The following is a 26,705-nucleotide window of genomic DNA, read 5'->3' as shown; positions in this document are numbered from 1 at the left end:
CACCATGAAAAAAACCCTAGCCCTCGCGTTGCTGATGATTGCCCTGCCAGCCTTCGCTCATCCCGGTCACGACAGCAACCCGTTGCAGGATGGCCTGCTGCACCCCTTGACCGGCCTGGACCATCTGCTGATGCTGCTGGGGACCGGCGTGTTGGCCGCGCTGACGGGCCGTACCCTGTCGCTGCCTCTGGCCACGCTGTCGGCGATGTTCGGCGGCGCTGTGCTGGGTCATCTGTTCGGTGACCTGGTCGGTGTCGAAACCCTGATCACCCTGTCGCTGGTCGTGGCTGCCGGCGCACTGTTGCTGCCCAGCCGGCAAATGCTGCTGGCCTTGGTCATGCCGGTGTTCGCCCTGTTCCATGGCTGGGCCCACGGTGTCGAGGCCACCCCGAGCGCATTCTGGGTGTTCAGCGCAGGTTTCGTCAGCGTCAGCGCGTTGCTGTTGGTGGCCGGCTTCGGCGTCGGTTGCCTGCTGCGTCGCCATAGCAAGTTGCAGCAGTTGTTCGGCGGCGGCCTGCTGGCGGGCGCTGCCTTCGTGCTGGTCGGCTGATGAGCGCCGACCTGGCGCTGCTGCGCCTGCTGCAACTGGCCAGCCCCGGCCTGCCAGTGGGTGGCTTCACCTACTCGCAGGGCCTCGAGTGGGCCGTGGAAGCAGGCTGGGTGCGTGATACCGCGGGCTTCTGCACCTGGCAGCGCGAGCAACTGCACGACACCCTCGGCGGGCTGGACTGGCCGCTGTTGGCGCGCTTGTACCAGGCCTGCCAAGACGATGATGCCGACGCCTTCGGCCATTGGACCCGCTTCCTCCTGGCCAACCGCGAGACGGCCGAGCTGCGGCTGGAGGAGCGCCAGCGCGGCAGCGCGTTTGCGCGTCTGCTCGACGGCTGGCAACTCGCTCAGGCCCCGGCCTGGCGCGACAGTCTCGAGCTGTCGCAGCTCGGCGGCATGGCCTGGCTGGGCGCGCACTGGGCCATTCCCTTGCGCGACTTGGCCCTGGGCCACGGCTTCGCCTGGCTGGAAGGTGCGGTGATGGCCGGTGTCAAGCTGGTGCCGTTCGGCCAGCAGGCGGCCCAGACCCTGCTACGCGATCTGAGCGCCGAGTTGCCCACTGTGCTCGATCAGGCGCTGATGCGCGGAGACGACCAGCTCGGCGGCGGACTGCCATTGCTGGCCATTGCTTCTTCGCGTCACGAAACCCAATACACCCGATTGTTCCGTTCTTGAGGACTACCTGCATGCAAAGCTATCAGCAACCCCTGCGCGTCGGTGTCGGCGGCCCGGTCGGCTCAGGCAAGACCGCGCTGCTCGAAGCGCTGTGCAAAGCCATGCGCGATCACTACCACATCGCCGTGGTCACCAACGATATCTACACCAAGGAAGACCAGCGCATCCTGACCGAAGCCGGCGCGCTGGAGCCCGAGCGTATCGTCGGTGTGGAAACCGGCGGCTGCCCGCATACCGCAATCCGTGAGGACGCCTCGATGAACCTGGCGGCGGTAGAAGCGCTGGCGCGCAAGTTCGGCAACCTGGAAGTGATCTTCGTCGAGAGCGGTGGCGACAACCTCAGCGCCACCTTCAGCCCCGAGTTGGCCGACCTGACGATCTATGTGATCGATGTGGCCGAAGGCGAGAAGATTCCACGCAAGGGTGGACCGGGGATCACCAAGTCGGACTTTCTGGTCATCAACAAGACGGACTTGGCGCCTTACGTGGGTGCGTCGCTGGAGGTGATGGAGCGCGATACCAACCGCATGCGCCCAGCGCGGCCGTGGACGTTCAGCAACCTGAAGAAAGGCGAAGGCTTGCAGGCGATCATCGATTTCATCGTTGATCGCGGCATGCTCGGGGTCAGGGGGTAGTGTGGGTCGTCTGGGCGTAGGCGGTGCGTGCAATCGCGGCGCCTGCATCGCGGCTGAGGCCGCTAGGCAGGCGCCGCACGGTGTCGCTCATCATGCCGCGATCTTCGCCGGATCCGTCTGCAGCCACCACTGGCTGCGCTGGCCCTGCAACAGCCCTTCGAGCACCGAGTCGCCGCGGTCGCGCTGAGCGATGCGCTCTTGCTCGAACGCGTCCTTGAGCAGGCTTTGCAGGTTGCGCGACTGGGTCACGGCCTTGGGCGTGGTCACGTCGCTCTTCAGGTCGCCGTTGACGTAGGTGAGGATGCGCTCCTTCTGGCTGGCCTGCTGGGTAGCACTGGCTTCTACCAGCTTGCCCTTGTCGAAGCCCAGGCGCGTGGTGCTGCTGGCCTGGTCGTCGATCACATGGTAGCTGTAATTCTGCGATTCGCGGTCGCTGCCCAGCGCCAGCGCCATCAACGGATTGGCACCCTGGTGGAACGAGGCATCGAGCTTGCTTTGCTGACGCTGCTGCACCGAGTAGTCCTGCAGGCCCTGGCGTTGGATATCGGTCTGCTGCGACGCACTGAAGGTGAAACTGTCCATTTCGTCCTGGCGCATCGGGTTGCTACGTTGCGCATTTTCGCTGATCGAGGCGCTGAAATCGGCCAGGCCACTGAGCAGGGCGCGATCCTTGTCGGTCATGGAGAACGGTTTCTGCACAGCGGTCGGGCGGGTGTCGTCCAGGCTGTTGAGCTGGCTGAAGGCGTCCTTGAATAGGCCCATCAGATTCTCGTCGGCACGGCCGCGACGCTGGGCGGCATCGAACTGGGTCAGGTAGTTGGCGATCGCGGCCTTGCGTTGATCTGCGCTGCCCAGCAGCTCGCCGTCATGGGTGTCGAGGCTCAGGTGAACCTCCCCCGTGGGGCCTTCCAGACTGAGCTTGCGCGTGCGCTCGTTGAGGTCGAGGGAGAAACGCTGTTCGCCGGTGGGCGTCTGCAGTTTGGCGTTCATCTGCAGCGACGAGAACAGGGTGGTGTCGAGCTTGGCCAGTGCGCCCAATTTCAACTGCGGGGGCTGTGCGTTCAAGCCATCGATGGTCGACTGGAAGCTGTCGGCGAGTTTGCCCAAACCGCGCAGTTCGTCGTCGCTCAACTCGCCGCCATCCACCTCGGCGCTGACCGCCAGGCCTTTCTCGCCGCTGGCCAGCGACAGCCTGATGGTCGCACCAGAGGCCGTGGTCAGGCTGAAGCTGACGCCATTGTCGGGGTTCTCGCGCAAGCGTGTCTGCTGCAGCTTCAGCACCGCAGGGTTGATGGGCGAGTCGTCGCTAACGGCGAAAACCGATTGCGAAATGCCGCTGCCGCCGTTGCGTACCAACTGCTCGATCAACGCCGCGCCGATGCCGTTGAAACGTCCGGCGGTACTGGACGTCTTGAACGCTGTGAGCAGCGAGGTAGCCAGCTTGTCCTGGCTGTCGTTCTCCCAGACATAGCGCGTCTGCCCGGGCAGCAGCCCCTGGCGAGTGTAGGTCTGCGGCTCGCTGGCGATGGTCGGCTGCCCCAGGGAGACGGTGCTGCTCGGGACATTGGCGGCGGCGGTCAGGGCATCTGCGGCGCTGGTCAGTGCTGTGGGCGGTTGCGCGAGGGCGACCCTCGGGGCGAGGGTTTGCACGGCGGTGATCGAAGTCATGAGCGTCCTGCCGATTCGAGTGGATATCGGGGTATCGGCCGGGCAATGAAATGCATGAGGAAAATGGCGGAGCGTTGGGGCGGTGAAAGCCGTTCCGAGAAGAGCGGCTTTCACCGTGGTGTAACGGATAAGCGGCGACGATCAGCGGCGTCGGAACAGGGGCAATGGCTCGTCGGTGGCGCCTTGGTAGGTCACCGAGAAGTCTTTCAGGCTTTGCAGTGCATCCTGCGGATCCTTGTCGGCACGGATAGCGAAGGCATCGAAACCGCAGCGCGCCATGTAGAACAGCTGGTCGCGCAGTACATCGCCGATGGCACGCAATTCGCCCTTGTACTGATAGCGATCACGCAGTAGACGGGCGTTGGAATAGCTGCGTCCGTCGGTGAAGGCCGGGAAATTCAGCGCGATGACCTGGAAGTGCTGCACCTGCTCGCCGATTTCCTCGGCTTCCTCGTCGCTGTCCAGCCATACGCCCAGTCCGCCGTCACGCGCGAGCAGCGCGTGGCCATGATCGCGCCACATCTGCAGCGGTACGATGTAGTCGTCGCAGTTGCTCAGCTCATCGAAAGAGGCGTCCTTGGGCAGCAGGTGCCAGGTCTCGTCGACGATTTCGTTGTGCTTAATGATTCGCTGCATAGACGCGTTCCTTGAATGGGTCGATGCCGATACGCTGATAGGTGTCGATGAAGCGTTCGTCTTCGTTGCGTCGTTCGACGTAGACGTTGATCAGTTTCTCGATCACATCGGCCATGTCGTCCTGGGCGAAGGACGGGCCGAGGATCTTGCCCAGGCTCGCATCGCGCGCAGCGTTGCCGCCGAGCGAGACCTGGTAGAACTCTTCGCCTTTCTTGTCCACGCCGAGGATGCCAATGTGGCCCACATGGTGGTGGCCGCAGGCATTCATGCAGCCGGAAATGTTGAGGTCGAGCTCGCCGATGTCGAACAGATAGTCCAGGTCGTCGAAACGGCGCTGGATGGATTCGGCGATCGGGATCGACTTGGCATTGGCCAGGGAGCAGAAGTCACCGCCCGGGCAGCAGATGATGTCGGTCAGCAGGCCGATGTTCGGCGTGGCGAAACCGCTTTCGCGCAGTTCCAGCCACAGCGCGTGCAACTGGCGCTGCTCGACGTCGGCAAGAATGATGTTCTGTTCGTGCGAGGTGCGCAGGTGGCCAAAGCTGTAGCGATCGGCCAAATCGGCGACGGCATCGAGCTGCTTGTCGGTCAGATCGCCCGGCGCCACGCCGGTGGGCTTGAGCGACAGGGTGACGGCGACATAGCCGGGCTTCTTGTGGGCACGGGTGTTGCGCGAGCGCCAGCGGGCGAAACCTGGGTTTTCCTGCTCCAGGGCAGTGAAGTCGACGTTGTCGAGCGCCAGATACTGCGGGTCGACGAAATGCTTGGCCACGCGCTGCAGCTCCGCCTCGGTCAGCGTGGTGCTGCCGCCGCGCAGGTGGGCCATCTCGGCCTCGACCTTCTCGGCGAAGACCTCTGGGGTGAGCGCCTTGACCAGGATCTTGATGCGCGCCTTGTACTTGTTGTCACGTCGGCCGTAACGGTTGTACACGCGCAGGATCGCATCGAGGTAGCTGAGCAGGTCCTGCCAGGGCAGGAACTCGTTGATGAACGCACCGATCACCGGGGTACGGCCCAGGCCACCGCCGACCAGAACTCGGAAGCCCAGCTCTCCGGCCGCGTTGTACACCGGCTCCAGGCCGATATCGTGCACTTCGATGGCGGCGCGGTCGTCCTTCGAGCCGTTGACGGCGATCTTGAACTTGCGCGGCAAGTAGGCGAATTCGGGGTGGAAGGTGGTCCACTGACGCACGATCTCGCACCATGGGCGCGGGTCGATCAGTTCATCCGCCGCGACGCCGGCGAACTGGTCGGTGGTGACGTTGCGCAGGCAGTTGCCGCTGGTCTGGATCGCGTGCATCTGCACCGTGGCCAGCTCGGCCAGGATCTCGGGAACGTCCTCGAGCGCCGGCCAGTTGTACTGCACGTTCTGCCGGGTGCTGATGTGTGCGTAGCCCTTGTCGTAGTCGCGGGCGATCTTGGCCAGCATGCGGACCTGGCGCGCGTTCAACTGACCGTAGGGCACGGCGACGCGCAGCATCGGGGCGAAACGCTGGATGTAGAGGCCGTTCTGCAGGCGCAGAGGGCGGAATTCTTCTTCGCTCAGCTCACCGGCCAGGTAGCGGCGGGTCTGATCACGGAACTGCTTGACGCGGTCCTCGATGATCCGCTGATCGTACTCGTCGTATACGTACATAAAAGTCCTGTCTCAGGCTGCATGCAGCTAATCGCGCGCACGGCCGCGCACTCCGGATCGGAGCGGGGGAACGATAGCAGAGTGCATTTATGCGCAAAAGTGATGTTTTTGCATATGAAAAGAACCATTTGGACTAAGTGAGATTGTCTGCTATTTGCTCTAACCCTCCAGCTAGGCCCGTATACTGTTTCCCTTTGTGCTGTAGGGATTTTCCTAATGCTCTTCAGAGCACTGTGTCACGGCCTTTGTCTCGGGTTGGCGTTGATGGCTAACGCGCAGGCGGCCTCGGTAGTGTTTCTCAACCCGGGCCTTTCAGACGAAACATTCTGGGTCAGCTATACGCGATTCATGCAGGCGGCTGCGGACAATCTGGGCATGCAGTTGCAGGTGCAATACGGTGAGCGCCAGGCCGAACGGCAACTGGCACAGGTGCGTGCATTGCTGCGCAGCCCACACAAACCCGACTATCTGATGTTGGTCAACGAACAATATGCAGCGCCAGAGGTGATGCGCCTGGCCCGAGGTAGCGGGATCAAGCTGGTGCTGGTCAACAACGGCCTGACGCGCAGCCAGGCCGATGCGGTGAAGGCGCGGCCTGGCAGCTATGCACCGTTGCTGGGCGCGCTGATCACCAACGACGAGCAGGCCGGTTACCAGATGCTGCGCGATCTGGTCGCCAGTCTTCCGGCGTCGAGCGGCCCCATCGAGTTGTTGGCCTTCTCGGGCATCAGCACCACGCCCGCCTCGCAATTGCGTGAGCAGGGCATGCGCCGGGCGCTCGCTGATTTTCCCCAGGTCCGTTTGCGTCAGGTGGTTTCCGGTGGCTGGAGCCGCCAGCGGGCTTTCGAGCAGGCGCAGATTCTGGTGCAACGCTATCCGAAGGTGCGTCTGGTGTGGTCGGCAAACGACGAGATGGCCTTTGGTGCCATGCAGGCGTTCGAAGCGGCGGGCAGGGTGCCGGGCCGCGATGTGCTGTTCAGCGCGATCAACAGTTCCCCCGAAGCGCTGCGGGCGCGAATCGATGGGCGACTAAGCGCACTGGTCGGTGGGCATTTCAGCCTGGGCGGCTGGGCGATGGTGATGCTGCACGATGATGCCTTGGGCCTGCCGCTTGATCGTGACGGTCACACGGTGCGCACCCTACCGGTATTGCAGCCGATCGACCCGGCGAAGGCGCGGCGCTGGTTGGCATTGCAAGAGCGGGCAGACTACGGCATCGATTTCCGTGGCTACAGCGCGCAGGGCAAGGCCAGTGATTACCACTACCCATTTTTGACGTCACCCGTCGATTACTGAAAGACCTTGCTTGAGCAAAGGGCATTGCTGGGCTTTACTGCTGGGTGACGTGCATTCCGATAATCACTCCAAGAGGCAATGCAATGGCTAATCCTACCAAGCTGCGCAAACCCGCCGTCAGCGTCGACACCTGGGCGATCCTGTGTCTGATCGTGCTGGTGGTGGTGACCGCTGTCTATTGGCTCGGGCATTCCTGACGCAAAGCTGCCAGTTCACGCCGGGCTTAGCGCCCCACCCGTTTACCCCGTTGCTGGCCGACTTCCAGTGCCTGACCGTCGCGTTGTTTACCTTGGCGAGCGAGCCCTTCAAGTTGCGGAATGAGCATGCCCTCAGGCAAGTGCCGCCAGAATCTGCCAGGCATGTGCAAGCGTAATGCGTCGGGATTGAGCCGAGCAGGATTGAATGTGGAGCGGTAGTAAGTGCGCCAGAGTTCCGCGCCGGGATCTTCGGCGTGCCTGGCCCACTCGATCCATTCGGGCGGACAGCGTCGGCGGTAATCCAATTGCGCCCCATCGAAACGGATGCCATCTTCTGGCGTCGCGATCAGCCAGCGCTGGCGTCCGAGGCGGTCGGCGAAGTGACTGCTGGCGCTTTCGAGAATGTCGTGTGCGGGCTCGTGAAAGGCCACCAAATCCAATTGCAAATGGCTGGCAATCGGTTCTGGCAACGGGACGAAACGAAGAAACGCGTGCAGGTGGTGGGCTTCACGACTGACCTGTTTGATTCGCCTGTGCAACTCGCTGCCAAGCCGGTCGCCGGCCAGCATGGCCGTGCGGTCGCCATGGGCGACGCGCCACAGCACCTCGTACAGCATGTTCCAGCGTTGATCACCCCGATAACGTGCGGCCTGTTCAAGCTGCTCGAGCAGCGTAGCCGGTATGCGCGCTCTGAACGGGCCTGGTCCTTCGGGTAGCGGAGTCGGCAGTGCGAGCAGATCGTCGATTGGGCCTTGGCCCCAGGTGACCTCGCTCGGGTCGATGCCGTGCCCCAGTAGCGTACGCGCCTGAGAGCGCCAGGTGCTGAACAGGTCGTCGCAGTCCAGCGCGATCATGCCCACAGGCCCATCTGCACGGGCGCTTGCGGTTCGCGCAAGCGCTCTCTCAGCAAACCGCTGCGCAATTCGCTTTGGGCAGGCCGGTAATCGGTGGTGACGATGAACGGGCGCGCCTTGTCCAGCACACAGCGCAATTGAATCAGGTCATCGTAGCGAATGCGCCGCTCGCGTCGCAGCGCCACCAAGCGCTGAACGCTGCGCAGGCCAATGCCGGGAATGCGGGCGAGCAGGGCGGGTTCGGCGCGATTCAGATCCAGCGGGAAGACGTCGCGATTGGCCAGGGCCCAGGCCAGCTTGGGGTCGACGTCCAGCGCCAGGTTGCCAGTCTGGCCGAGGAGTTCGCCGGCTTTGTAGCCATAGCCGCGCATGAGGAAATCGGCCTGGTACAAGCGGTGCTCACGCAGCAGCGGTGGGGCGGCCAATGGCACGCTGTTGGGGCTGTCAGGAATGGGGCTGAAGGCGGAATAGTAGACGCGCTTGAGGCCATAGCCCTGGTAGAGCGATTCGGCATTGCGCAGCAGCGTACTGTCGTCGGTGGCATCGGCACCCACGATCACCTGAGTGCTTTGACCGGCCGGGGTGAAGCGCGGTGCTCGCGGCTCGCCGGCCACCGCCTGCTGGCCCTGATGAATGATGCCCATGGCCTGGCGAATCGTGTGCGCCTGCTTCTCCGGCGCCAGGCGTTTGAGGCTGGCGTCGGTGGGCAATTCGACGTTCACGCTCAAGCGATCGGCCAGACGTCCGGCTTCCTCGATCAACATCGGATCGGCATCGGGAATGGTCTTGAGGTGGATGTAGCCGCGGAAACCATGTTCTTCGCGCAGCAGGCGTGCGACGCGGTTCAACTGCTCCATGGTGTAATCGGCCGAGCGGATGATGCCCGAACTCAGGAACAGACCACTGATGCAATTGCGGCGGTAGAAATCCAGCGTTAGACGCACCACCTCCTCGGGGCTGAAGCGCGCCCTGGGTACATTGCTGGAGCGGCGGTTCACGCAGTACTGGCAGTCGTACAAGCAAAAGTTGGTGAGCAGTATCTTGAGTAACGACACGCATCGACCGTCAGGCGTGTAGCTGTGGCAGATGCCCATGCCATTGGTTGCGCCCAGCCCCTCTTGCCCGCGAGAGCTGCGCTTGGGCGCGCCGCTGCTGGCGCAGGACGCATCATACTTGGCGGCGTCGGCAAGAATGCCGAGCTTGGCGATGAGTTGCATGCAGGCTTCTCGATATACTGGTTTTTCATACAGTATTGAGAGAATGGCTTGCTTGCAAGAGCCTTTCCGATCAGCGGGCGAATGGATGCCCTGTAGCAAGACGGCCCGCCCGAGGATGAGGAACAAAGTCCTCGTTCGGAGCGGGCCGTCTGCAGGCGTGGTGTCGCAGCGTCTATCGTTTAGACTTCAGCATCCCACGCGCGGTCGCCGTGTTCGTCCTTGACCCGGGTCGGCAGACCCATCACGTCCAGCGCCTTGAGGAACGGCTCTGCCGGCAACTCTTCGACGTTGACCATGCGCTTGGCATCCCATTCGCCACGCGCCACCAACAATGCAGCCGCTACAGGCGGCACACCGGCGGTGTAGGAAATGCCTTGGCTGTCGGTCTCGGCATAGGCTTCTTCGTGGTCGGCGACGTTGTAGATGAACACTTCGCGTGGGTGGCCATCCTTGGTGCCCTTGACCAGGTCGCCAATGCAGGTCTTGCCGGTATAGCCTGGAGCCAGGGAGGCTGGATCGGGTAGAACCGCCTTCACCACCTTCAGCGGCACTACTTCGAGGCCTTCAGCGGTCTTGACCGGCTGCTCGGAGAGCAGGCCGAGGTTCTTCAGCACGGTGAACACATTGATGTAGTGCTCGCCGAAGCTCATCCAGAAGCGCACGTTCGGCACGTCCAGGTTCTTCGAGATCGAATGCACTTCGTCGTGCCCGGTCAGGTACAGGTTCTGCGAACCAACCACTGGAAGATCGTCGGTGCGCTTGACCTCGAACATGGTATTGCGGGTCCACTGGCTGTTCTGCCAGCTCCACACCTGCCCGGTGAACTCGCGGAAGTTGATTTCCGGATCGAAGTTGGTGGCGAAGTACTTGCCGTGGGAGCCGGCATTGACGTCGAGGATGTCGATCGACTCGATGTGGTCGAAGTACTGCTGCTGGGCCAGTTTGGCGTAGCTGTTCACCACACCCGGGTCGAAGCCGACGCCGAGAATGGCGGTAATGTTCTTCTGCTGGCATTCCTCGAGGTGCTTCCACTCGTAGTTGCCATACCAGGGCGGGGTTTCGCAGATCTTGCCTGGTTCTTCGTGAATTGCGGTGTCCAGATAAGCGACACCCGTATCGATGCAGGCACGCAGCACCGACATGTTGAGGAAGGCGGAACCGACGTTGATCACGATCTGCGATTCGGTCTCGCGGATCAAAGCCTTGGTCGCCTCGACATCGAGGGCGTTGAGCGAGAAGGCCTGGATGTCGGCGGGTACCTTGAGGCTACCCTTGGCCTTGACGCTGTCGATGATGGCCTGGCATTTGGAGATGTTCCGTGACGCAATGGCAATACGACCGAGTTCGTCGTTATGCTGTGCGCACTTGTGGGCCACCACCTTGGCGACACCTCCTGCACCAATGATAAGAACGTTCTTCTTCAATTTACTCGATGCTCCTTGTTGAAAAGGCCTGTCGTCACGACAGGCTGGAAACGTAATCGTCGAACCCGAACTCGCGTTTGACCTCGATGCTGCCGTCGAGCTGCTTGACGACGATCGCCGGCATCTTCAGGCCATTGAACCAATTCTTCTTGACCATGGTGTAACCCGCCGCATCGACGAAGGACAAACGGTCACCGATGGCCAGCGGCCGCTCGAACTGATATTCGCCGAAGATATCGCCGGCCAGGCACGATTTGCCACAGACCATATAGGTGTGCTCACCGTCATTGGGCGCTATCTTGGCATTAAGGCGGTAGATCAGCAGGTCGAGCATGTGCGCTTCGATCGAGCTGTCGACCACGGCCAAGTGCTTGCCGTTGTAGAGCGTGTCGAGCACGGTGACTTCCAGCGAAGCGCTGTTAGTGATGGCCGCTTCGCCTGGCTCCAGATACACCTGCACACCGTACTGTTCGGAGAAGCCTTTGAGGCGGGCGCAGAACGCCTCGAGCGCATAACCTTCGCCAGTAAAGTGGATGCCACCGCCGAGGCTCACCCACTGCACCTTGTGCAGTAAATGACCGAAGCGCTCTTCGATGTGCGACAGCATCTTGTCGAACAGGGCGAAATCGCCGTTCTCGCAGTTGTTGTGGAACATGAAACCGGAAATCTGCCCGATCACCTTCTCGATCTTTTCCGGGTCCCATTCGCCGAGACGGCTGAAAGGACGCGCCGGGTCGGCCAGCAGGTAGTCGGAACTGCTCACCTGCGGATTGACGCGCAGGCCGCGGGTCTTGCCTTCGGATTGCTCGGCGAATCGCTCGAGCTGGCCGATGGAGTTGAAGATGATCTTGTCGCAATTTTCCAGCATCTCCGGCACTTCATCATCCGCCCAGGCCACGCTGTAGGCGTGGGTCTCGCCGGCGAACTTCTGACGGCCGAGCTTGAGCTCGTAGAGCGAAGACGAGGTGGTGCCGTCCATGTACTGTTCCATCAGGTCGAACACCGACCAGGTGGCGAAGCACTTGAGGGCGAGCAGGGCCTTGGCGCCGGAGTGCTCGCGCACATAGGCGATCTTCTCCAGGTTGCCCAGCAGCTTGGTTTTGTCGATGAGGTAATACGGCGTCTTGATCATTTCAAAGGCCCCCGGCCAGGCCGGCCAAAAAAAGGACACGCATTGTGCCTGCCCTCGCCGTAGATCGAAAGGGCACGAGACGGATTTCGCGTGGTGCATGCCCTGTGCGGGTGCGCGTTCATCTGGATTGAATCTTTTGTGTCGACGTCCACTCAGTTGAACAGAGGATTGTGACCATCTGAATCAACCGAACAGGTTGGCGAAGGAGAAACCCATGAGTTCCAAATACAAGGCGGGCGACAAGGTGCATTGGAATTCCGAGGCCGGGATCATCCACGGCTCGGTGGTCAAAGTGCATACCCGCGATGTGGCGTTCATGGGGCGCCAGCGGCATTGTTCGAAGGAGGAGCCGCAGTACGAAGTCAAGAGCGACAAGACCGGGCATCTGGCGATGCACAAGGAGTCGGCCTTGCATAGGAACTGAAACGGGCCAAGCCGCACAGCGGCAAGATCACCGAGGACGAAATGGACCATTGTGACGGTCCCGCCTACCTTATCCCTCCCTTGAACCGCGCCTCGGCGCGGTTTTTTTTTGCCTATCACACACGCCTCGGTGAATGCCGGCCCGTTCAAGTTTCCGGGAGGCGGTGCTTGCTCAGTACGGTTGTTTGTTCAGCCAGTCCCGAATCTGCTCGAGCGTCGCGGTGGCCCCGCCGCAGACGATCATCAAGACACGCTCATAGCCTGCAAGTCGTCCAGGCTCGTAGGCCAGCGCCAATGCTGCACCGCAGGCGGGCTCGACCAGCAGTCGGTGATCGCGCAGGAAATCCTCGCAGGCTTGCAGCGCGGCACGGTCGGTGACCTGTTCGCTGAACACGGGATGCTGCTGTGTACACGCGAACGCCTGATCGGCCACCCGTTTGGCCCCCAGAGAGGTCGCTACCGAACTGAGCGCTGTCAGCTCGACGGGGCCGCCGGCGACCATGGCCGCCTGCAGCGACGCGGCCCCCTCGGTTTCCACTGCCAGTACCGGCACATCGTGCCAACCGTTGCGCTGCAAGCCCTCGACCACGCCGCTGAGCAGCCCGCCACCGCCTACCGACAGCACCACCGCGTCGGGCTTCACGCCGCTCTGTGCGACTTCGTCGATCATGCTGGCATGACCCGTCCACAGCAGTGGGTCATCGAACGGGTGGATGAACGCATCGCCTGGCTGCAGCAAGCCTTGGGCATGCTGGTTGGCTTCCTGCCAGGAGCTGCCGGTGATCACCACTTCGGCCTGTTCGAGCTTGAGCAGTTCGATGGCTCGGGCGCTGGTGGTTTCAGGCACCACCACCGTCACCGGCACACCGAGCGCGCGTCCGGCATAGGCCACGGCCAGGCCGGCATTGCCGCCCGACGACGAAATGAAATGACGGCCGCCTCGGGCATGGTGCACCTCGCAGGCATGTCCCACGCCGCGTAACTTGAACGAGCCGGGCGGCTGCAGGGCTTCGAGCTTGAGCCACACGGCGCGTCCCGCTGCCAGTGAGAGCGGACGGGATTCGATCAGGGGGGTAGCGATGTGCAAGGTCATGGGCGCTCCGCGTTCAGCGTTGGCGGGCAGTGGGCGTGGCGTCGCCTCGCAACTGCTCAAGGTAGTTGTAGATGGTGTAGCGGGTCACGCCCAAGGCGTCGGCGGCTTTTTCCACGCCGCCCTTGACGATGAACAATCCACGTTCCTGCATCAGGCGCACTGCCTCGACCTTGGCCTGCTTGTTCAGACGACCTTGGCCACTACGCTGCAGGGCGTCTTCGATGATCTCGGCCATCAGTTGCGGCAGGTCGGCGGCATCCCCAGGCGTTTGCTCAACACCTGCAGCGCCTAATGGCTGGAAGTGGCGAAGGAAAGTCATCGCAGCGTCGAGGCCGGTCAGGTCAGTGTTAACGCAGAGGCTGGCGAAAGGATGCCCGCCGCTGTCGCGAAAGATTGCGGTGGCGCTGCGCAGGCTGCGGCCTTTGAGTGAGGTGGGGTAATCGTTCAACACCACCGGGTCGCAACCCTGTTGATCGCGGCTGGCTTGCATCAGTGCCTTGAAGCCTTGGTCCTGTTCAGGAGCGGCCAGAATCGGACTGCCTACACGTCGGCCCGAGAGATGACCGTTGACGATGGCGATCACCGAGTGCTCCGGTCGATCAAGGTCGTGCAGGAGGATTTCCAGGTTGCCCGGCGCGACGCTGCCCAAGGCTTCTAGGGCCGCTTTGAGCACGGTGAGTGTGAGCTGGCGCTCTTGTTGGAGAGATAGGGGTTGCATGGGGGCTCGCCAAATTCACAATTATGTTGAATTTTACACAATTGGTTGAATTTGGCGAGTCGTGCGTGAGTTTCTAGGGTTAACGGTTCAGCGCGGGTGTGCGCGGTGGAATCATGCGCCGCGATCCAGTCGCCTCGAACCCCGCAGCGAAACGCAGCAGCGCATTGTCGTCATAGGCACGTCCGGCGAAGGTCAGGCCCACTGGCATGCCGATGTCGGCCATTACACCCATCGGCACGGTGACGGTGGGTACACCCAGGTGACGGATCGCCAGGTTGCCATTGGCGACCCACACACCATTGCTCCAGGCGATGTCCGCCGATGCAGGGTTGACGTCGGCGTCGGCGGGGCCGACATCGGCGACGGTGGGAAAGATCACAGCGTCCACACCCTGCTGATCCATCCACGCTTCCAGATCCATCTTGCGGGTCTGTTCCAGGCCGCGCAGACCTTCCGGGACGCTGGCGATCTGGTCCCAGGCCTTGAGGCCACGTTTGGCCATGTTCACGTACTCGTCCATGCCGGCCGCGAGATCGTCTTCGCGGTTGGGCAGGGTGCCAGGGTCGTGGGGGAAGATTTGCGGTCCGTCGACGTCGGCCAGACGGTTGAGCTGAGGGTCGCCGTTAGCGCGCAGGAAATCGTCGAACGCCCAGCCTGAAAGCTCCCAGAGTTCGTCATGCAGGAATTCCCGTGTGACGATGCCGCGGTTGAACACGGTCGGGGCACCTGGGCGGTCGCCTTCGCAATTGGAAACCAGTGGAAAATCGGTTTCCACCACTTTGGCGCCTGCGGCTTCGAGGGCCTGCCGAGCCTGTTGCCACAGGTCGATCACGCTGGCGCGGGTATGGATGCGCTGGCCGGTCGGCCCGCCGATCCCGGGCTTCTCCGAGGTGCCAGCGTCGGCATCGGCATTGATGTACATGCGCGGCACTGCGAAGCGCTTGCCCTTGAGCGCGGCGCTGCCGGTGGCCAGTGCCAGATAGCTCTGCGGGCGAACGCTGGAGGCAGGGGGAATCGGCACCCAGGGCTGCATGCGCCACAGGTCGCCACGGGTGTCGGCGTCGTCGGCCACCACCACATCGAGGATCTCCAGCAAGTCAGCCATGGTCCGTGCATATGGCACTACCACGTCCATCGTCGGCGTCAGTGGCCAGTTGCCGCGCACCGAGATCACCCCGCGTGAGGGGGTGTAGGCGCACAGCCCGTTGTTCGAGGCCGGGCCGCGTCCGCTCGACCAAGTCTCCTCGGCCAGGCCGAACGCGCTGTAGCTGGCCGCCGTGGCGGTACCGGCGCCATTGGAGGAGCCAGAGGCGAACGGTGCGGTGAGGAAGGCCGCGTTGTACGGACTCTCGGCGCGGCCGTACACGCCTCGCTGCATGCCGCCGTTGGCCATGGGCGGCATGTTGGTCTTGCCCAGGCAAATGGCGCCGGCTGCGCGCAGGCGCTCGACGGTGAAGGCGTCGCGTTGGGCGACCAGGTGCTTGAATGCCGGGCTGCCGGAGGCGGCGGTCAGGCCCTTGACCAGGTAGCTGTCCTTGGCGGTGTAGGGAATGCCGTCCAGCGGGCCGAGGGTCTTTCCCGCAGCGCGTCGTGCATCGGAGGCCGCCGCTTCCTCAAAGGCCTGGGGATTGCGCACCACCACGGCATTGAGCGCGGTCGGCGTATCGGCGCCGTCATAGGCATCGATCCGGGCCAGGTAGGTCTGGACCAGCTCGACCGCTGTGGTGCGACCTGATTCGAGCGCATCGCGCAGCTCGGCAATGGAAACCTCGGTTACCTCGATCATGCTGTCACCAAACTGTACAAGTGGATTTCATGCCGGCGAGTGTACAAGAAGCCCTGCGCAGACGCAGGTTTGCGCAGGGGAAAAACCCGTTTGCAGCGGGGCACGGCAGTGCAGCGAAGGCATGGCGATACCACCGAGCGCTGTAGGAAAAAGCCCTGAGTAAGAATAAAGAATGTCTGATATTTCTTGTCCGATAAAACCTTCAGCGTCTACCGTTTGTCGTAGGTAACCGTGCGCATGAAGCGCCAAGCTGGAGAGTAATCGTACATGGCAAGATCCCCCGAACCCCCGCGCAGTCCCACCATCAATCCACCGGTCTTCTGGATCTCTGCCGTCATATTGTTGCTGCTGGTGCTCTACGCCAGCGTATTCCGCGATCACGCCCAAGAATTGTTCGCCCACATTCAGGGCTGGATCATCGGTAATGTCAGCTGGTTCTACATTCTCGCGGTGGCGCTCATCCTGGGCACGGTGGTGTTCCTGGGGATCAGCCGCTACGGCGACATCAAGCTGGGGCCGGACCACAGCACCCCCGACTACAACAACGCCACCTGGTTCGCCATGCTGTTCTCCGCCGGGATGGGCATCGGCCTGATGTTCTTCGGCGTTGCCGAGCCGGTGATGCACTTCCTCAAGCCGCCGCTGGGTGAGGGTGGAACGGTGATGGCTGCGGGCGAAGCGATGCGCATCACCTTCTTTCACTGGGGCCTGCACGCCTGGGCCATCTACGCGGTGGTGGCATTGATCCTGGCCTATTTCAGTTATCGCCATGGCTTGCCATTGACCCTGCGATCTGCGCTGTATCCCTTGATCGGCGAGCGTATTCATGGACCGCTGGGCCATGCGGTGGACATTTTCGCCATCATCGGCACGGTGTTCGGTGTGGCGACCTCGCTGGGCTTTGGCGTGTCGCAGATCAACACTGGGCTCAATGCGCTGTTCGGTGTGCCGGTGTCGGTACCGGTGCAGATCGCCTTGATCATCGGTACCACGTTCCTGGCCACGCTGTCGGTCATGTCGGGTCTGGACAAGGGCATCCGTCGTCTGTCGGAGCTCAACCTGGGCCTGGCCGTGTTGCTGCTGCTGGGCGTGATGCTCCTGGGGCCGACTGTGCTCATTCTGCAGACCTTCGTGCAGAACACCGGCGGTTACCTCAGTGAAATCGTCAGCCGTACCCTGAACCTGTACGCCTATCAACCGACCGACTGGATCGGTGGCTGGACGCTGTTCTACTGGGGGTGGTGGCTGGCCTGGTCGCCCTTCGTCGGGCTGTTCATCGCACGCATCTCGCGCGGTCGGACCATCCGCGAATTCGTCACCGGCGTGTTGCTGGTACCGACCGCGTTCACCCTGCTGTGGATGACGGTGTTCGGTAACACGGCCATCCACATGATCCTCGACCAAGGCCTCACCGATCTGGCGGCCGCCGTGGAGAAGGACACCTCGCTGGCGCTGTTCGCCTTCCTCGAGCACTTCCCGTTCGCCAGCGTGATCAGCACCTTGGCAGTGGTGATGGTGGTGGTGTTCTTCGTCACCTCGGCCGACACCGGCGCGATGGTGGTGGACATGCTGGCTTCCGGCGGCCAGGAGGGCACGCCGATGCGCCAGCGAATTTTCTGGGCCTCGACCATGGGCATCGTGGCCATTGCCCTGTTGCTCGCTGACGGTCTCAAGGCGCTGCAGACCGCGACCATCGCCAGTGCACTGCCGTTCACCGTGGCATTGCTTCTGAGCATGCGTGGGCTGCTCAAGGCGCTCAAGCTCGATGCCACCAAGCGCGACTTGCGCTACCAGGCGTTGGCGATTTCGCCGACGGCATCGCGCGCGGCTGGGAATTGGCAGCGGCGCCTGCGCACCTTGGCGATGTTCCCGCGTCGCTCGCACGTGCAGCGCTTCATCTCGGAAGTGGCGTTGCCGGCTTGCCAGTCGTTGGTCGAAGAATGGCGCCGACAGGGCTATGACTGCAGTGTCGAAGAGGGTGAAGGCGGGCGCGTCACGCTCAAGCTCGGCCCCAGCGACGACCTCTTCATCTACGAGATTCGTCCGCGCGCCTATGCCATGCCCAGCTTCGTGCTCAGCGACATGGCTGGGGAGGAGCGCAAGTATTTCCGCGCCGAAGTGCATTTGCGCGAGGGGGGCAGGATCACGATGTGATGGGCTGGTCGAAAGACGAGGTGATCGGCGACATTCTCGATCACTACGAGCGTCACCTGCACTACCTGCACCTGGTGGGGTGAGTCGCAAAGAAACGGGCCGCAGATGCGGCCCGTTTCAACTGGCAAGGCTGAAGTAAAACACGCCTCAGTGTTTGGCCGCCTGGATCGCCAGCACGACACCATTGGTGGTCTGCACCAGGACATAGTTGTTGGCCATCTTCACCCAGTGACTTTCTTTCTCGGGTGCTGGCAGGCCTTTGGCCTTCCAGTCGCGCACGGCTTCGTCGTCACGCTTGTACTGGTCGGGCGCCTTGTCGCCGACTTTGAGTTCACGGTTATGCGACTCGGGCGCCTTGACGCTCTCGACGTTGGACTCGGCCGCCTGCGCGCTCAGTGGCAGTTGGGTCAGGGGCAACGTGAAGAGCAGGGCGCACATCAGGGAACGGGTTTTCATGCAGGCTTTCCTCATGGACATTCTGTAAATACGACAGCGACCTGTGCGTGACAATTCACTCCATGCGAAGCGCAGTGCTACAGTCGCTTCTTTTTTCTTCCGAGGATGCAACATGCGAGCACTATTGCCGATGGCCGCGGCGCTGCTGATGATCGGTTGTGCGTCGTCGACGATGGAGGCTGCACGCACCGGTCAGCCCGGCGCGCGCCTGGATTCGCAGAAGGCGCCGGAGATAGTCGCCCAGTGCATACAATTCAGTTGGCAGGAGGAGGCGCGCTTCGGCGTCGACGCCAGCGGCTATCTGGAGTCGCGCAAGGCCGGAGGCTTCACCGTCTACACGCGCGAGGCGGAATCGTTCGTCGACGTCTACCCGCAGGCCGGCGGGACGCGGGTCGACTACTACGCGCAAAAGAGCGACATGGTCGCGCTGCAGCGCAAGGCCGCGGCTGCGACCTGCCTGTAAGTCATCGCGGCATGTAGCGCAGTTGCCAGCGCCGCGGAATTTTCCACGAGGCCAGCGCCAGCATCACGGCCACTAGCGCGCTGGCCAGCAGTGCGGCGCGTTCGAAGTGTTGCTCGAGCAGTACGCCGAGCACGGCACCGATGAACATGCCGCTCCACGGCACCAGTTGCACACGCCAGCCCAGGCTCTGTTGACCCAGCAACGTACGTCCCAGGCCTCGGCCAAAGCGCGAAAGAGCGCCCGTCACATAGGTGAGTCCGATCGGCAAGCCGTTCACTTCTTCGACCACTGCGTTGATCATGCCCATCGCCGTGACCGCCGCCAGCAGAGCGGCCAGTTGCAGCGCTTCAGGCAGCAGCCCGGCCAGCGCAAGCAACAAGCCGATCAGTCCCAGCAAGGGCCAGTGGCGCCGGCCACTGCGGGCCGCGACGATCACACCGAGCGCGTTGCCCAGGATGAAGGCGCCAATCACCAGCGCCAGGCGCACGATGGGCCGCCACTCGGCATTGCCCAGGGATACCGCCAGGCGCGTGGTGTTGCCGCTCATGAACGAGACGAAGTCGCCGGTGGCCAAAAAGCCGATGGCGTCGGTCATGCCGGCCAGTACCGACAAGGCGGCGACGAAGTACAGCCCCACCGTGCCACGGCGCTGCAGATGACGTTGGCGGTGGCTGTTGGGTGACGGACTGCGGGGCAGCATCGCGGGATTCCTCCAGTCTGGCCGGGCGTCAGTGGCCCGACGTTTGCGGCTGGCGGAGTATATCCGAGGATGGCAGCGCGATACTGACCAACGGCAGCTTGCCGCTGCAGGTGTCGATCAGGACAGGAAACCGCCGTCGACGTTGAGGGCGGTACCCGTGGTGTAGCTGGAGGCGTCGCTGGCCAGGTACAGCACTGCGCCGGCCATTTCGCTGGGGTCGGCGACACGCTTGAGCGGAATCTGCTGCAAGGCGGCCTTGAGGATGGCGTCGTTCTTCACCAGCGCCGAGGCGAACTTGGTGTCGGTCAGGCCGGGCAGCAGGGCGTTGCAGCGGATGCCGAACTGCGCGCATTCCTTGGCGAACACCTTGGTCATGTTGATCACCGCCGCCTTGGTCACCGAATAGATGCCCTGGAACAGCCCGGGTGTGACGCCATTGATCGAGGCCACGTTGATGATGCTGCCGCCGCCGTGTTCGCGCATCAGCTTGCCCGCTTCCACCGACATGAAGAAGTAGCCGCGGATGTTGACGTCCACGGTCTTCTGGAAGGCGCCGGCATCGGTGTCCAGCACATTGCAGAACTGCGGGTTGGTGGCGGCGTTGTTGACCAGGATGTCCAGGCGTCCGAACTGCTCGCGGATACCGGCAAACACCTGCTGGATCTGCTCCAGCTCGCCGATATGGCAGGCCACGGGCGTGGCCTTGCCGCCGGCCGCGATAATCGCGTCGGCGACCTGTTGGCAGCCGTCCAGTTTGCGGCTGGAAACGATCACATGGGCGCCTTGCTGGGCCAGCAAGTGGGCGATGGCCTCGCCGATGCCGCGGCTGGCGCCGGACACGAAGGCGATCTTGCCATCGAGGTCGAACAGGGAGGTCTTGGACATGCCGGGGTTCCTTGTGGTGAAGTTCAGGGCCTGCGCAGTTCAGAGAGAAGACGCGTCGATCACCTGCAGCGCCATGTGCTCCAGCAGCCGGTTCATATGGATGAACTGGGCGAAGCGCTTGTCCTGGGTCTGGCCGTGGTGAAAACGGTAGTAGATCTGCTGGACGATGCCGGCGAGGCGGAACAGGCCATAGCAGTAGTAAAAGTCGAAATTGTCGATGCGAATGCCGGCGCGCTCGGCGTAATAGTCGACGAATTGTCTGCGAGTGAGCATACCGGGGGCATTGCTGGGCTGGCGGCGCATCAGTTGCACGGCGGCGGGATCATCCGCTTCGATCCAGTAGGCAAGGCTGTTGCCCAGATCCATCAGCGGGTCACCGAGGGTGGCCATCTCCCAGTCCAGTACGCCGATGATGTGCATGGGATTCTCTGCATCGAGAATCACGTTGTCGAAGCGGTAGTCGTTGTGAATGATGCCTGGCCGTGGGTGGTCTTCAGGCATCTTCTTGCGTAGCCAGGCCACCACCGTTTCCCAACGCGGGGCATCGGGGGTCAGGGCTTTTTCGTAGCGGTTCGCCCAGCCTTCGACCTGGCGTTGCACATAGCCGTCGGGCTTGCCCAGGTCTGCCAGCCCGCAGTGGGTGTAGTCCACCTGGTGCAGTTCGACCAGGCGATCAATGAAACTCTTGCACAGGGCTTCGGTGCGACTGGCATCGAAGCCCAACTCAGGCGGAAGGTCCGAACGTAGGATGATGCCCTTGACGCGTTCCATCACATAGAACTCGCCGCCAATCAGCGATTCATCGACGCAGTGCGCATAGGCTTTGGGGCAATAGGGGAAACCGGCGTGGAGCTGGTTGAGAATGCGGAACTCGCGGCCCATGTCATGCGCCGACTTGGCCTTCTGCCCGAACGGTGGACGGCGCAGTACCAGCTCGCGCTGAGGATAGGCAATCAGGTAAGTCAGATTGGACGCGCCACCGGGAAACTGGCTGATGCTCGGATGGCCGTCGAGGCCGGGCACATGCGCTTTGAGATACGGGTCGATGCGAGCGGCGTCGAGTTCTTCGCCGCGGCGTGCCTCGGTGGGCTGATCGGTGAGCGTCATGCCTTTTCCTTATTCCGGTTGGCAAGGATGATTGGCTAATCTAATGGCCTAGCCGGTATGGGACAAGCGTGCCAGATGGCCTATCGACGTGGGTGTTGCCGGTCGATCACTGTCCCTGATGAACCCTGCAAAGGCGCGGGCGAAAAAAAACCGAAGCGGCTACAGCTTCGGTTCTTTTCGATCAGCGCGGCACGCCTCTCAGGAGGGGAACAGGTCGCTCAACTTCATCGACAGCATCATGTCGCCTTCAACGCGCAGCTTGCCACCCATGAAAGCCTGCATGCCGTCGGTCTCGCCGCCGACGATGCCTTTGAGGGTTTCGCTGTCCATTACCAGGGTGCAGTTGGCGTCCGGATTCTCACCTTCCTGCAGCGCGCAGGTGCCATCTTTGACAATCAGCGCGTAGTGCTTGTCTTCGTCGGTGATGTTGAAGCCGAACACCAAGTCCAGGCCGGCGGCCGCAGCTGGGTTGAACTTCTTTTGCATCGTCTTCACGGCATCGGCTACGGAGGTCATGGTGTATTCCTTGTTGGGAGTTAGTCAGGTCCGCATAGGGACGGGATGTACCGGGCTCTAACGGTAGGTGAGGAGCTCGGGTGTCTTCAGCAGCCGTACATGTGCCTGACTGTTGAAGGTGGCCAGGGTCACGTCGCTGCCACGGAACTTCAGGTGGCTCAGCGAGGTGTTGATGATCTGCCAGTTCAGCGCGAAGGCCTGGGCTGGCGGGATGCCGGTCAGCAGATGGAGCAGGGCGGCGATGGTGCCGCCAGAGGTGAAGATGGCGATGGAGTCGCCACTGGCGGCTTTGGCCAGGACGCGATCCAGACCGCCTGCGACACGATCAAGGAAGTTGCCCCAGGTTTCCAGGCCTTCGTGCGCGTCGTGCTCGTCGTCGTGCCAGCGCTGAACCATCAGTGCGAACAGGCGCTGAAACTCGGATGGGTTCTGCGCAGCGTTGCGCAGGACATGCAGCGCTTCAGGCTCGTTTGGCAGCAAGGCCGGGAGCAGGGCGCGGACCACGCCCTCGGCATCGAACTCATTGAATGCCGCGTCGGTTTCCAGAGCCGCGACCTGGCGTCCTGCGCCGGTCATTGCCTCTAGCGTCAGGCGTGCGGTGTCGTGCTGGCGGCGCAAGTCCCCTGATAGGCAGCGGTCAAGATCCACACCGAGCAGGCCGAGGTGATCGCCCAGCGCCCGGCTCTGGCGGATACCCACGGGCGAAAGGACGTCATAGTCGTCGGCACCGAAGGAGGCTTGGCCATGTCGGATCAGGTAGATGTCGCCCACTGCATTGTCCGGCTGGATGATGAAGTTGTTGCGAGGTTAGGGCGGCCTGTGGAGGCTGTCAATGGAAAAACATACAAGCGTTTGAAAAGGTTGTTTGAACTGTGTTGCCAGCATTTTCCCATGCTGGTAGCCGCCCAAGCGCACCGGTATGCTTGCAACAGTTTCGCGCCCTAGGGCGTAGGTTCATTAAGGAGTCACTGTGGAGTTTCTTGCCGAATACGCAAGCTTTCTCGCCAAAACGGCCACGCTGGTCATTGCCATCCTGGTCATTCTCTCGGGGATCGCCAATCTGCGCGGTAAAGGTCGGCGCAAACCGGGCGGGCAATTGCAGGTCACGCGCCTGAACACGTTCTATAAAGACTTGCGCGAGCGCTTGGAAGCGGGTCTGTTCGAAAAGGCTGAGCTCAAGGCGTTGCGCAAGCAGCAGGCCAAAGCTGAAAAACAGGTCAAGAAGGGCAAGGCCAAACCGCAGGAAAAAGGCCGTGTCTATGTGCTGGATTTCGATGGCGACATCAAGGCCTCGGCGACCGAGAGCCTGCGCAATGAAATTACTGCGTTGCTCACCCTCGCCACGCCCCAGGACGAGGTCGTGTTGCGTCTTGAAAGCGGCGGTGGTCTGGTCCACAGCTACGGTCTCGCCGCTTCTCAATTGGCCCGCATCCGTCAGGCGGGCATCCCACTGACCGTCTGCATCGACAAGGTCGCTGCCAGCGGCGGTTACATGATGGCCTGTATCGGCGACAAGATCGTCAGCGCGCCCTTCGCCGTGCTCGGCTCCATCGGCGTCGTCGCCCAGCTCCCCAACGTCAACCGCTTGCTCAAGAAGCATGACATCGACTTCGAAGTCCTCACCGCCGGCGAGTACAAACGTACCCTGACGGTCTTCGGAGAAAACACCGAGAAGGGACGCGAAAAGTTTCAGGAGGACCTGGATGTCACCCATCAGTTGTTCAAGGATTTCGTCGCCCGTTACCGCCCGCAGTTGCACATCGATGAGGTGGCCACCGGCGAAGTGTGGCTGGGCGTTGCCGCGCTGAATCGCAAGCTGGTGGATGAGTTGAGCACCAGCGATGAGTACCTGAGCACGCGCGCTCGGGAAGCCAATCTGTTCCACGTGCATTTTGCCGAGCGCAAGTCGCTGCAGGAGCGTATCGGTATGGCGGCCAGCGGCGCTGTTGAGAAGGCGCTGATCGGTCTTTTGAGCAAGCTCGGCCGTCTGCGCTAACACCTTGAGCCCCTTGAAGATTTTTTTCTTTCAGGGGGTTGCAAGGGGCAAGGAATGCCGACATAATGGCGTCCATCGAAACGCAGCTTTCTTGAAAAAGTTAAGCAGTTTCAAGGAGATAGCGAAAGCTGACTCCAGCTTTGAGGCCGAGTAGCAAAGTGGTTATGCTCCGGATTGCAAATCCGTCTACGCCGGTTCGATTCCGACCTCGGCCTCCACCATTCGAAAGCCCCGCAGCCATTGAGGTTGCGGGGCTTTTTTCATGCCGCGCGGGTTGTGCATCCCCGTTACACTTGAGACAGCAAAGGAATTTGCGCGTCCCATTCGTCGCCGGCAAAATCCGGCTCATGGCTACTTACGAACAGCGCCCAGGCGGCGCATGGTGGGCGAAGATCCGCCGTAAAGGATTCCCTTCACTGTCTGCCACCTTCGACACCAAAGCCGAGGCCCAACGCTGGACAGCTGAGATCGAAGGCGATATGTCGCGGGCGCGCTTCGTCGATATGTGGGAAGCCGAGCGCACGACGTTGGCAGAGGCACTAGACCGCTACGCGCGGGAGATAACCTCATCGAAGAAGGGCGCGAAGCAGGAACTTACCCGCATCAACAAGTGGAAAAAGCACGCGCTGGCCGACAGGGTGCTTGCCGTGTCGAAGTCCAGTGACTTTGCGTTGTAGAGGGATGGTGAGCTCAAGGAGGGGAAGTCTACGGCCACAGTTCGGCTTGACCTTGCGATCATTAGCCACCTGTATACGGTGGCGATCAAGGACTGGGGCATTCAGGGGTTGAGCAACCCGGTGATGAAGCTGAGGATGCCCAAGGGGTCGAAAGAAAGAGATCGCCGGCCATCAAGTTTCGAGCTTGCTGCCGTGATCGAGAAGGCGGGAGAGATTCACGCCGAAATGCCGGCGGTCATCCAGATCGCGGTAGAGACAGCCATGCGCCGCAGCGAACTGCTGGGCCTGCGCCGGGAAAATGTGAAGGGTAAGCACGCGCTGCTGGAAGACACCAAGAATGGCAGCCGTCGGCTGGTCCCGTTGTCATCCAAGGCGCGGGCGCTGCTCGACAGCCTCCCGGCGCGCATGGATGGCAAGGTGTTCTCCTTGGCGCCGCACTCGGTGAGCCAATACTTCAACCGCGCCTGTAAGGCAGCCGCCGTGAATGACCTGCACTTCCACGACCTTCGGCATGAGGGTACGTCGCGGCTGTTTGAGAAAGGCCTATCGCTGATGGAGGTGGCAAGCATCACCGGGCACCGCACGCTGTCGATGCTCTGACGGTACACCCACCTCTGCCCCGACTCACTGGCCGACAAGCTGGGCTAGCGAACACTAGCGAGCGTCGGCGGGGCCTGGCGCTTCCGCCCTGGCTTGGCCGGCGCGTGCAGCCCCTGCTCGAACTCTTCCAAGAACTTGCGCACCGAAGCGACACGCCAGCGGACGCGCTTGCCTTGCTTGAAGAACGGCGGTAGCCAGTTGGCGCCGTCCTGGCGCGCGCTGCGAATTGACGATTCTGAGCGCCCGAGCATCTTGGCTAACTCGGGCAGGTGGATGACCTCTTGTTCCATGTAACCCCCTCAGAAGATGAATCGGGTAGCTGAGCGTGCGTGCGAGGCAGTGATCGACGGCGCGCACTCAGGGCATCACTGAGATATCATTGCCTGTAGGTCAATCTGAGGTCGTCGGGACACGGTACTGTATTTTGAATAATTTTAAATTTGCCTGTCTGTTTGTAGTTAGCTTGGTCGTATCGTCTGTTGTGCATGCTGAGGCGGAAGAAAAATCGCTTGAGTACCAGATAAAAACTTGGCGACATTCACATTTTGCACTTGATCAGGCTGGGAACCTGATTCCAGAGCAGCGTAAAGGCGAGGCCTTCTTCAAAGTGAAAGAAGGAAAATATGTCTTAACCCGAACGCTGATGAAAGATAAGACGGCTGTAGTGGTGATGGATCCCTGGGAAGACAGCGGTTCGCCCGTCATGAACCTACACTTCAAGAACGTGTATTCCAAAAGGTTGGTGCCTTTGGTAAAACATGCTGTCACCTTGGGGCTGAAGGTAGTAATCGTGACAAACGACCCAGCCACGATTAATTTGGGATATGCCGCCAGGATAGATCCAGCATTACAGGCCGTTGTTGAATCAGGTGGTGCAGACGTTGTCTATCATTCGAATATGGATGATAGAAAGTTTGAGGAATACTTAAAAAGCGCCGGTGTCGATACTTTGATTTATACGGGATTTTCTTCGAATGTTTGTGTGATAGGCATGCCGACCGGAATGATTCCCATGTTCCACAGAGGGTTCAAGTTGTACTTCGTTCCGGAAGCATCGGCGGCAACAGAGTTTGGCAACACCTGGGGGAGTGGCGCTGCACACAAGGCGACCACTACCATGATTTCTAACTGGATTGGCGAGATCATCGCTTTTAAGGATTTCATGAGAATTAAACAGTCCTCTACGATGGGCCGATGATCCCGCAACTGGCC

General features: G+C 61.7%; 25 protein-coding genes, 1 tRNA gene and 2 pseudogenes. 11 read left to right on the top strand and 17 right to left on the bottom strand.

From position 1 onward, the window contains the following. Nucleotides 1–4 precede the first annotated feature (4 nt). Genes GKC70_RS14005 through ureG form a run of 3 tightly spaced genes read left to right on the top strand, consistent with a single transcriptional unit; the run spans nucleotide 5 to nucleotide 1,859 of the window. Nucleotides 5–550 carry a HupE/UreJ family protein gene (locus GKC70_RS14005; protein WP_342648999.1) on the top strand — a complete coding sequence of 182 codons (546 nt, stop codon included), beginning with the start codon at nucleotides 5–7 and terminating at the stop codon, nucleotides 548–550. Then, entirely contained in the window at nucleotides 550–1,224 is a 675-nt protein-coding gene (locus GKC70_RS14000) for an urease accessory protein UreF (RefSeq protein WP_342648998.1), read from the top strand. The genes GKC70_RS14005 and GKC70_RS14000 overlap by 1 nt, the downstream gene beginning before the upstream one ends. Before the next feature lie 11 nt (nucleotides 1,225–1,235). Continuing rightward, a complete protein-coding gene (ureG, locus tag GKC70_RS13995; RefSeq protein ID WP_295481499.1) occupies nucleotides 1,236–1,859 on the top strand; it encodes an urease accessory protein UreG in 624 nt (207 codons plus the stop codon). 90 nt (nucleotides 1,860–1,949) lie between these two features. On the opposite strand, the gene GKC70_RS13990 is transcribed toward ureG, so the two are convergent. The 3 genes from GKC70_RS13990 to GKC70_RS13980 all read right to left on the bottom strand — a co-directional run bounded on the left by GKC70_RS13990 (nucleotide 1,950) and on the right by GKC70_RS13980 (nucleotide 5,799). After that, entirely contained in the window at nucleotides 1,950–3,527 is a 1,578-nt protein-coding gene (locus GKC70_RS13990) for a hypothetical protein (protein ID WP_342648997.1), read from the bottom strand. Between the two features lie 141 nt (nucleotides 3,528–3,668). Continuing rightward, nucleotides 3,669–4,163: a DUF934 domain-containing protein gene (locus tag GKC70_RS13985; protein WP_029614853.1), complete on the bottom strand. Its 495-nt coding sequence runs from the start codon at nucleotides 4,161–4,163 to the stop codon at nucleotides 3,669–3,671. Continuing rightward, complete coding sequence (locus GKC70_RS13980) at nucleotides 4,147–5,799, bottom strand: nitrite/sulfite reductase (RefSeq protein WP_029614854.1); 1,653 nt, start codon at nucleotides 5,797–5,799, stop codon at nucleotides 4,147–4,149. The genes GKC70_RS13985 and GKC70_RS13980 overlap by 17 nt, the downstream gene beginning before the upstream one ends. A 216-nt stretch (nucleotides 5,800–6,015) precedes the next feature. On the opposite strand from GKC70_RS13980, the gene GKC70_RS13975 reads away from it, so the two are divergent. Beyond that, on the top strand, nucleotides 6,016–7,095 hold the full coding sequence (locus GKC70_RS13975) for an ABC transporter substrate-binding protein (RefSeq protein WP_342648996.1): 1,080 nt from the start codon (nucleotides 6,016–6,018) through the stop codon (nucleotides 7,093–7,095). A 223-nt stretch (nucleotides 7,096–7,318) separates the two neighbouring features. On the opposite strand, the gene GKC70_RS13970 is transcribed toward GKC70_RS13975, so the two are convergent. From GKC70_RS13970 to GKC70_RS13955, 4 genes are all read right to left on the bottom strand, one after another. Further along, the gene (locus GKC70_RS13970) at nucleotides 7,319–8,152 is read right to left on the bottom strand and encodes a TIGR03915 family putative DNA repair protein (protein ID WP_116888006.1); all 834 of its coding nucleotides are present in this window, start codon (nucleotides 8,150–8,152) and stop codon (nucleotides 7,319–7,321) included. Continuing rightward, nucleotides 8,143–9,363, bottom strand: coding sequence for a putative DNA modification/repair radical SAM protein (locus GKC70_RS13965; protein ID WP_342648995.1), 1,221 nt, complete (start codon nucleotides 9,361–9,363; stop codon nucleotides 8,143–8,145). The genes GKC70_RS13970 and GKC70_RS13965 overlap by 10 nt, the downstream gene beginning before the upstream one ends. A gap of 179 nt (nucleotides 9,364–9,542) precedes the next feature. Continuing rightward, on the bottom strand, nucleotides 9,543–10,787 hold the full coding sequence (locus GKC70_RS13960) for a saccharopine dehydrogenase family protein (RefSeq protein ID WP_342648994.1): 1,245 nt from the start codon (nucleotides 10,785–10,787) through the stop codon (nucleotides 9,543–9,545). Between the two features lie 34 nt (nucleotides 10,788–10,821). Then, a complete protein-coding gene (locus tag GKC70_RS13955) occupies nucleotides 10,822–11,919 on the bottom strand; it encodes a carboxynorspermidine decarboxylase (protein ID WP_342651528.1) in 1,098 nt (365 codons plus the stop codon). A gap of 214 nt (nucleotides 11,920–12,133) precedes the next feature. On the opposite strand from GKC70_RS13955, the gene GKC70_RS13950 reads away from it, so the two are divergent. Beyond that, nucleotides 12,134–12,343, top strand: a complete 210-nt coding sequence (locus GKC70_RS13950; RefSeq protein ID WP_029614859.1) for a DUF2945 domain-containing protein — start codon at nucleotides 12,134–12,136, stop codon at nucleotides 12,341–12,343. Between the two features lie 171 nt (nucleotides 12,344–12,514). Here the strand turns inward: GKC70_RS13950 and GKC70_RS13945 are convergent, their stop codons facing one another. The 3 genes from GKC70_RS13945 to GKC70_RS13935 form a co-directional block, all read right to left on the bottom strand. Beyond that, nucleotides 12,515–13,435: a pyridoxal-phosphate dependent enzyme gene (locus tag GKC70_RS13945; protein ID WP_342648993.1), complete on the bottom strand. Its 921-nt coding sequence runs from the start codon at nucleotides 13,433–13,435 to the stop codon at nucleotides 12,515–12,517. A gap of 13 nt (nucleotides 13,436–13,448) precedes the next feature. Continuing rightward, the gene (locus GKC70_RS13940) at nucleotides 13,449–14,153 is read right to left on the bottom strand and encodes a PAS domain-containing protein (RefSeq protein ID WP_342648992.1); all 705 of its coding nucleotides are present in this window, start codon (nucleotides 14,151–14,153) and stop codon (nucleotides 13,449–13,451) included. A 79-nt stretch (nucleotides 14,154–14,232) separates the two neighbouring features. Beyond that, nucleotides 14,233–15,939, bottom strand: a complete 1,707-nt coding sequence (locus GKC70_RS13935) for an amidase (RefSeq protein WP_342648991.1) — start codon at nucleotides 15,937–15,939, stop codon at nucleotides 14,233–14,235. A 267-nt stretch (nucleotides 15,940–16,206) separates the two neighbouring features. Between GKC70_RS13935 and betT the strand changes: the two are divergent. Next, a pseudogene (gene betT, locus GKC70_RS13930) lies at nucleotides 16,207–18,176 on the top strand (choline BCCT transporter BetT). Between the two features lie 64 nt (nucleotides 18,177–18,240). On the opposite strand, the gene GKC70_RS13925 reads toward betT, so the two are convergent. Next, entirely contained in the window at nucleotides 18,241–18,549 is a 309-nt protein-coding gene (locus tag GKC70_RS13925) for an RcnB family protein (RefSeq protein ID WP_029613245.1), read from the bottom strand. Between the two features lie 112 nt (nucleotides 18,550–18,661). Between GKC70_RS13925 and GKC70_RS13920 the strand changes: the two genes are divergently transcribed. Next, on the top strand, nucleotides 18,662–19,012 hold the full coding sequence (locus GKC70_RS13920) for a hypothetical protein (protein ID WP_342648990.1): 351 nt from the start codon (nucleotides 18,662–18,664) through the stop codon (nucleotides 19,010–19,012). A gap of 1 nt (nucleotide 19,013) precedes the next feature. Here the strand turns inward: GKC70_RS13920 and GKC70_RS13915 are convergent, their stop codons facing one another. From GKC70_RS13915 to GKC70_RS13895, 5 genes are all read right to left on the bottom strand, one after another. Further along, nucleotides 19,014–19,712 carry a YoaK family protein gene (locus GKC70_RS13915; protein ID WP_342648989.1) on the bottom strand — a complete coding sequence of 233 codons (699 nt, stop codon included), beginning with the start codon at nucleotides 19,710–19,712 and terminating at the stop codon, nucleotides 19,014–19,016. Nucleotides 19,713–19,829: 117 nt separating this feature from the next. After that, entirely contained in the window at nucleotides 19,830–20,597 is a 768-nt protein-coding gene (locus tag GKC70_RS13910; RefSeq protein ID WP_039577094.1) for an SDR family oxidoreductase, read from the bottom strand. A gap of 39 nt (nucleotides 20,598–20,636) precedes the next feature. Further along, the gene (locus GKC70_RS13905) at nucleotides 20,637–21,704 is read right to left on the bottom strand and encodes a phosphotransferase family protein (RefSeq protein ID WP_342648988.1); all 1,068 of its coding nucleotides are present in this window, start codon (nucleotides 21,702–21,704) and stop codon (nucleotides 20,637–20,639) included. A gap of 198 nt (nucleotides 21,705–21,902) precedes the next feature. Further along, nucleotides 21,903–22,220, bottom strand: a complete 318-nt coding sequence (locus tag GKC70_RS13900; protein ID WP_342648987.1) for an SCP2 sterol-binding domain-containing protein — start codon at nucleotides 22,218–22,220, stop codon at nucleotides 21,903–21,905. Nucleotides 22,221–22,277: 57 nt separating this feature from the next. Next, nucleotides 22,278–22,991, bottom strand: a complete 714-nt coding sequence (locus GKC70_RS13895) for a histidine phosphatase family protein (RefSeq protein WP_342648986.1) — start codon at nucleotides 22,989–22,991, stop codon at nucleotides 22,278–22,280. A 199-nt stretch (nucleotides 22,992–23,190) separates the two neighbouring features. Here GKC70_RS13895 and sohB point away from each other — a divergent pair, with 199 nt between their 5' ends. From sohB to GKC70_RS13880, 3 genes and pseudogenes are all read left to right on the top strand, one after another. Beyond that, nucleotides 23,191–24,216, top strand: a complete 1,026-nt coding sequence (gene sohB / locus GKC70_RS13890) for a protease SohB (protein WP_342648985.1) — start codon at nucleotides 23,191–23,193, stop codon at nucleotides 24,214–24,216. Nucleotides 24,217–24,360: 144 nt separating this feature from the next. Next, nucleotides 24,361–24,434, top strand: a tRNA-Cys gene (locus GKC70_RS13885). A 129-nt stretch (nucleotides 24,435–24,563) separates the two neighbouring features. Then, nucleotides 24,564–25,493, top strand: a pseudogene (locus tag GKC70_RS13880) (site-specific integrase). A 44-nt stretch (nucleotides 25,494–25,537) separates the two neighbouring features. Here the strand turns inward: GKC70_RS13880 and GKC70_RS13875 are convergent. Beyond that, a complete protein-coding gene (locus GKC70_RS13875; protein ID WP_342648984.1) occupies nucleotides 25,538–25,783 on the bottom strand; it encodes a helix-turn-helix domain-containing protein in 246 nt (81 codons plus the stop codon). A gap of 134 nt (nucleotides 25,784–25,917) precedes the next feature. Between GKC70_RS13875 and GKC70_RS13870 the strand changes: the two genes are divergently transcribed. Beyond that, nucleotides 25,918–26,691 carry an isochorismatase family protein gene (locus tag GKC70_RS13870; protein WP_342648983.1) on the top strand — a complete coding sequence of 258 codons (774 nt, stop codon included), beginning with the start codon at nucleotides 25,918–25,920 and terminating at the stop codon, nucleotides 26,689–26,691. Nucleotides 26,692–26,705: the final 14 nt, after the last annotated feature.

This window comes from Pseudomonas sp. REB1044, from assembly GCF_038813925.1.
Taxonomy (GTDB): domain Bacteria; phylum Pseudomonadota; class Gammaproteobacteria; order Pseudomonadales; family Pseudomonadaceae; genus Aquipseudomonas; species Aquipseudomonas boreofloridensis.
The sequence above is the reverse complement of the archived record's forward strand: the minus strand, read 5'-3'. Positions and strand labels throughout refer to the sequence as shown.

Bases quoted from the DNA above. Each gene is read 5' to 3' on its own strand.
- GKC70_RS14005 (WP_342648999.1), top strand. From the start codon at position 5: ATGAAAAAAACCCTAGCCCTCGCGTTGCTGATGATTGCCCTGCCAGCC.
- GKC70_RS14000 (WP_342648998.1), top strand. From the start codon at position 550: ATGAGCGCCGACCTGGCGCTGCTGCGCCTGCTGCAACTGGCCAGCCCC.
- ureG (WP_295481499.1), top strand. From the start codon at position 1,236: ATGCAAAGCTATCAGCAACCCCTGCGCGTCGGTGTCGGCGGCCCGGTC.
- GKC70_RS13990 (WP_342648997.1), bottom strand. From the start codon at position 3,527: ATGACTTCGATCACCGCCGTGCAAACCCTCGCCCCGAGGGTCGCCCTC.
- GKC70_RS13985 (WP_029614853.1), bottom strand. From the start codon at position 4,163: ATGCAGCGAATCATTAAGCACAACGAAATCGTCGACGAGACCTGGCAC.
- GKC70_RS13980 (WP_029614854.1), bottom strand. From the start codon at position 5,799: ATGTACGTATACGACGAGTACGATCAGCGGATCATCGAGGACCGCGTC.
- GKC70_RS13975 (WP_342648996.1), top strand. From the start codon at position 6,016: ATGCTCTTCAGAGCACTGTGTCACGGCCTTTGTCTCGGGTTGGCGTTG.
- GKC70_RS13965 (WP_342648995.1), bottom strand. From the start codon at position 9,363: ATGCAACTCATCGCCAAGCTCGGCATTCTTGCCGACGCCGCCAAGTAT.
- GKC70_RS13955 (WP_342651528.1), bottom strand. From the start codon at position 11,919: ATGATCAAGACGCCGTATTACCTCATCGACAAAACCAAGCTGCTGGGC.
- GKC70_RS13950 (WP_029614859.1), top strand. From the start codon at position 12,134: ATGAGTTCCAAATACAAGGCGGGCGACAAGGTGCATTGGAATTCCGAG.
- GKC70_RS13945 (WP_342648993.1), bottom strand. From the start codon at position 13,435: ATGACCTTGCACATCGCTACCCCCCTGATCGAATCCCGTCCGCTCTCA.
- GKC70_RS13940 (WP_342648992.1), bottom strand. From the start codon at position 14,153: ATGCAACCCCTATCTCTCCAACAAGAGCGCCAGCTCACACTCACCGTG.
- GKC70_RS13935 (WP_342648991.1), bottom strand. From the start codon at position 15,939: ATGATCGAGGTAACCGAGGTTTCCATTGCCGAGCTGCGCGATGCGCTC.
- GKC70_RS13925 (WP_029613245.1), bottom strand. From the start codon at position 18,549: ATGAAAACCCGTTCCCTGATGTGCGCCCTGCTCTTCACGTTGCCCCTG.
- GKC70_RS13920 (WP_342648990.1), top strand. From the start codon at position 18,662: ATGCGAGCACTATTGCCGATGGCCGCGGCGCTGCTGATGATCGGTTGT.
- GKC70_RS13915 (WP_342648989.1), bottom strand. From the start codon at position 19,712: ATGCTGCCCCGCAGTCCGTCACCCAACAGCCACCGCCAACGTCATCTG.
- GKC70_RS13910 (WP_039577094.1), bottom strand. From the start codon at position 20,597: ATGTCCAAGACCTCCCTGTTCGACCTCGATGGCAAGATCGCCTTCGTG.
- GKC70_RS13905 (WP_342648988.1), bottom strand. From the start codon at position 21,704: ATGACGCTCACCGATCAGCCCACCGAGGCACGCCGCGGCGAAGAACTC.
- GKC70_RS13900 (WP_342648987.1), bottom strand. From the start codon at position 22,220: ATGACCTCCGTAGCCGATGCCGTGAAGACGATGCAAAAGAAGTTCAAC.
- GKC70_RS13875 (WP_342648984.1), bottom strand. From the start codon at position 25,783: ATGGAACAAGAGGTCATCCACCTGCCCGAGTTAGCCAAGATGCTCGGG.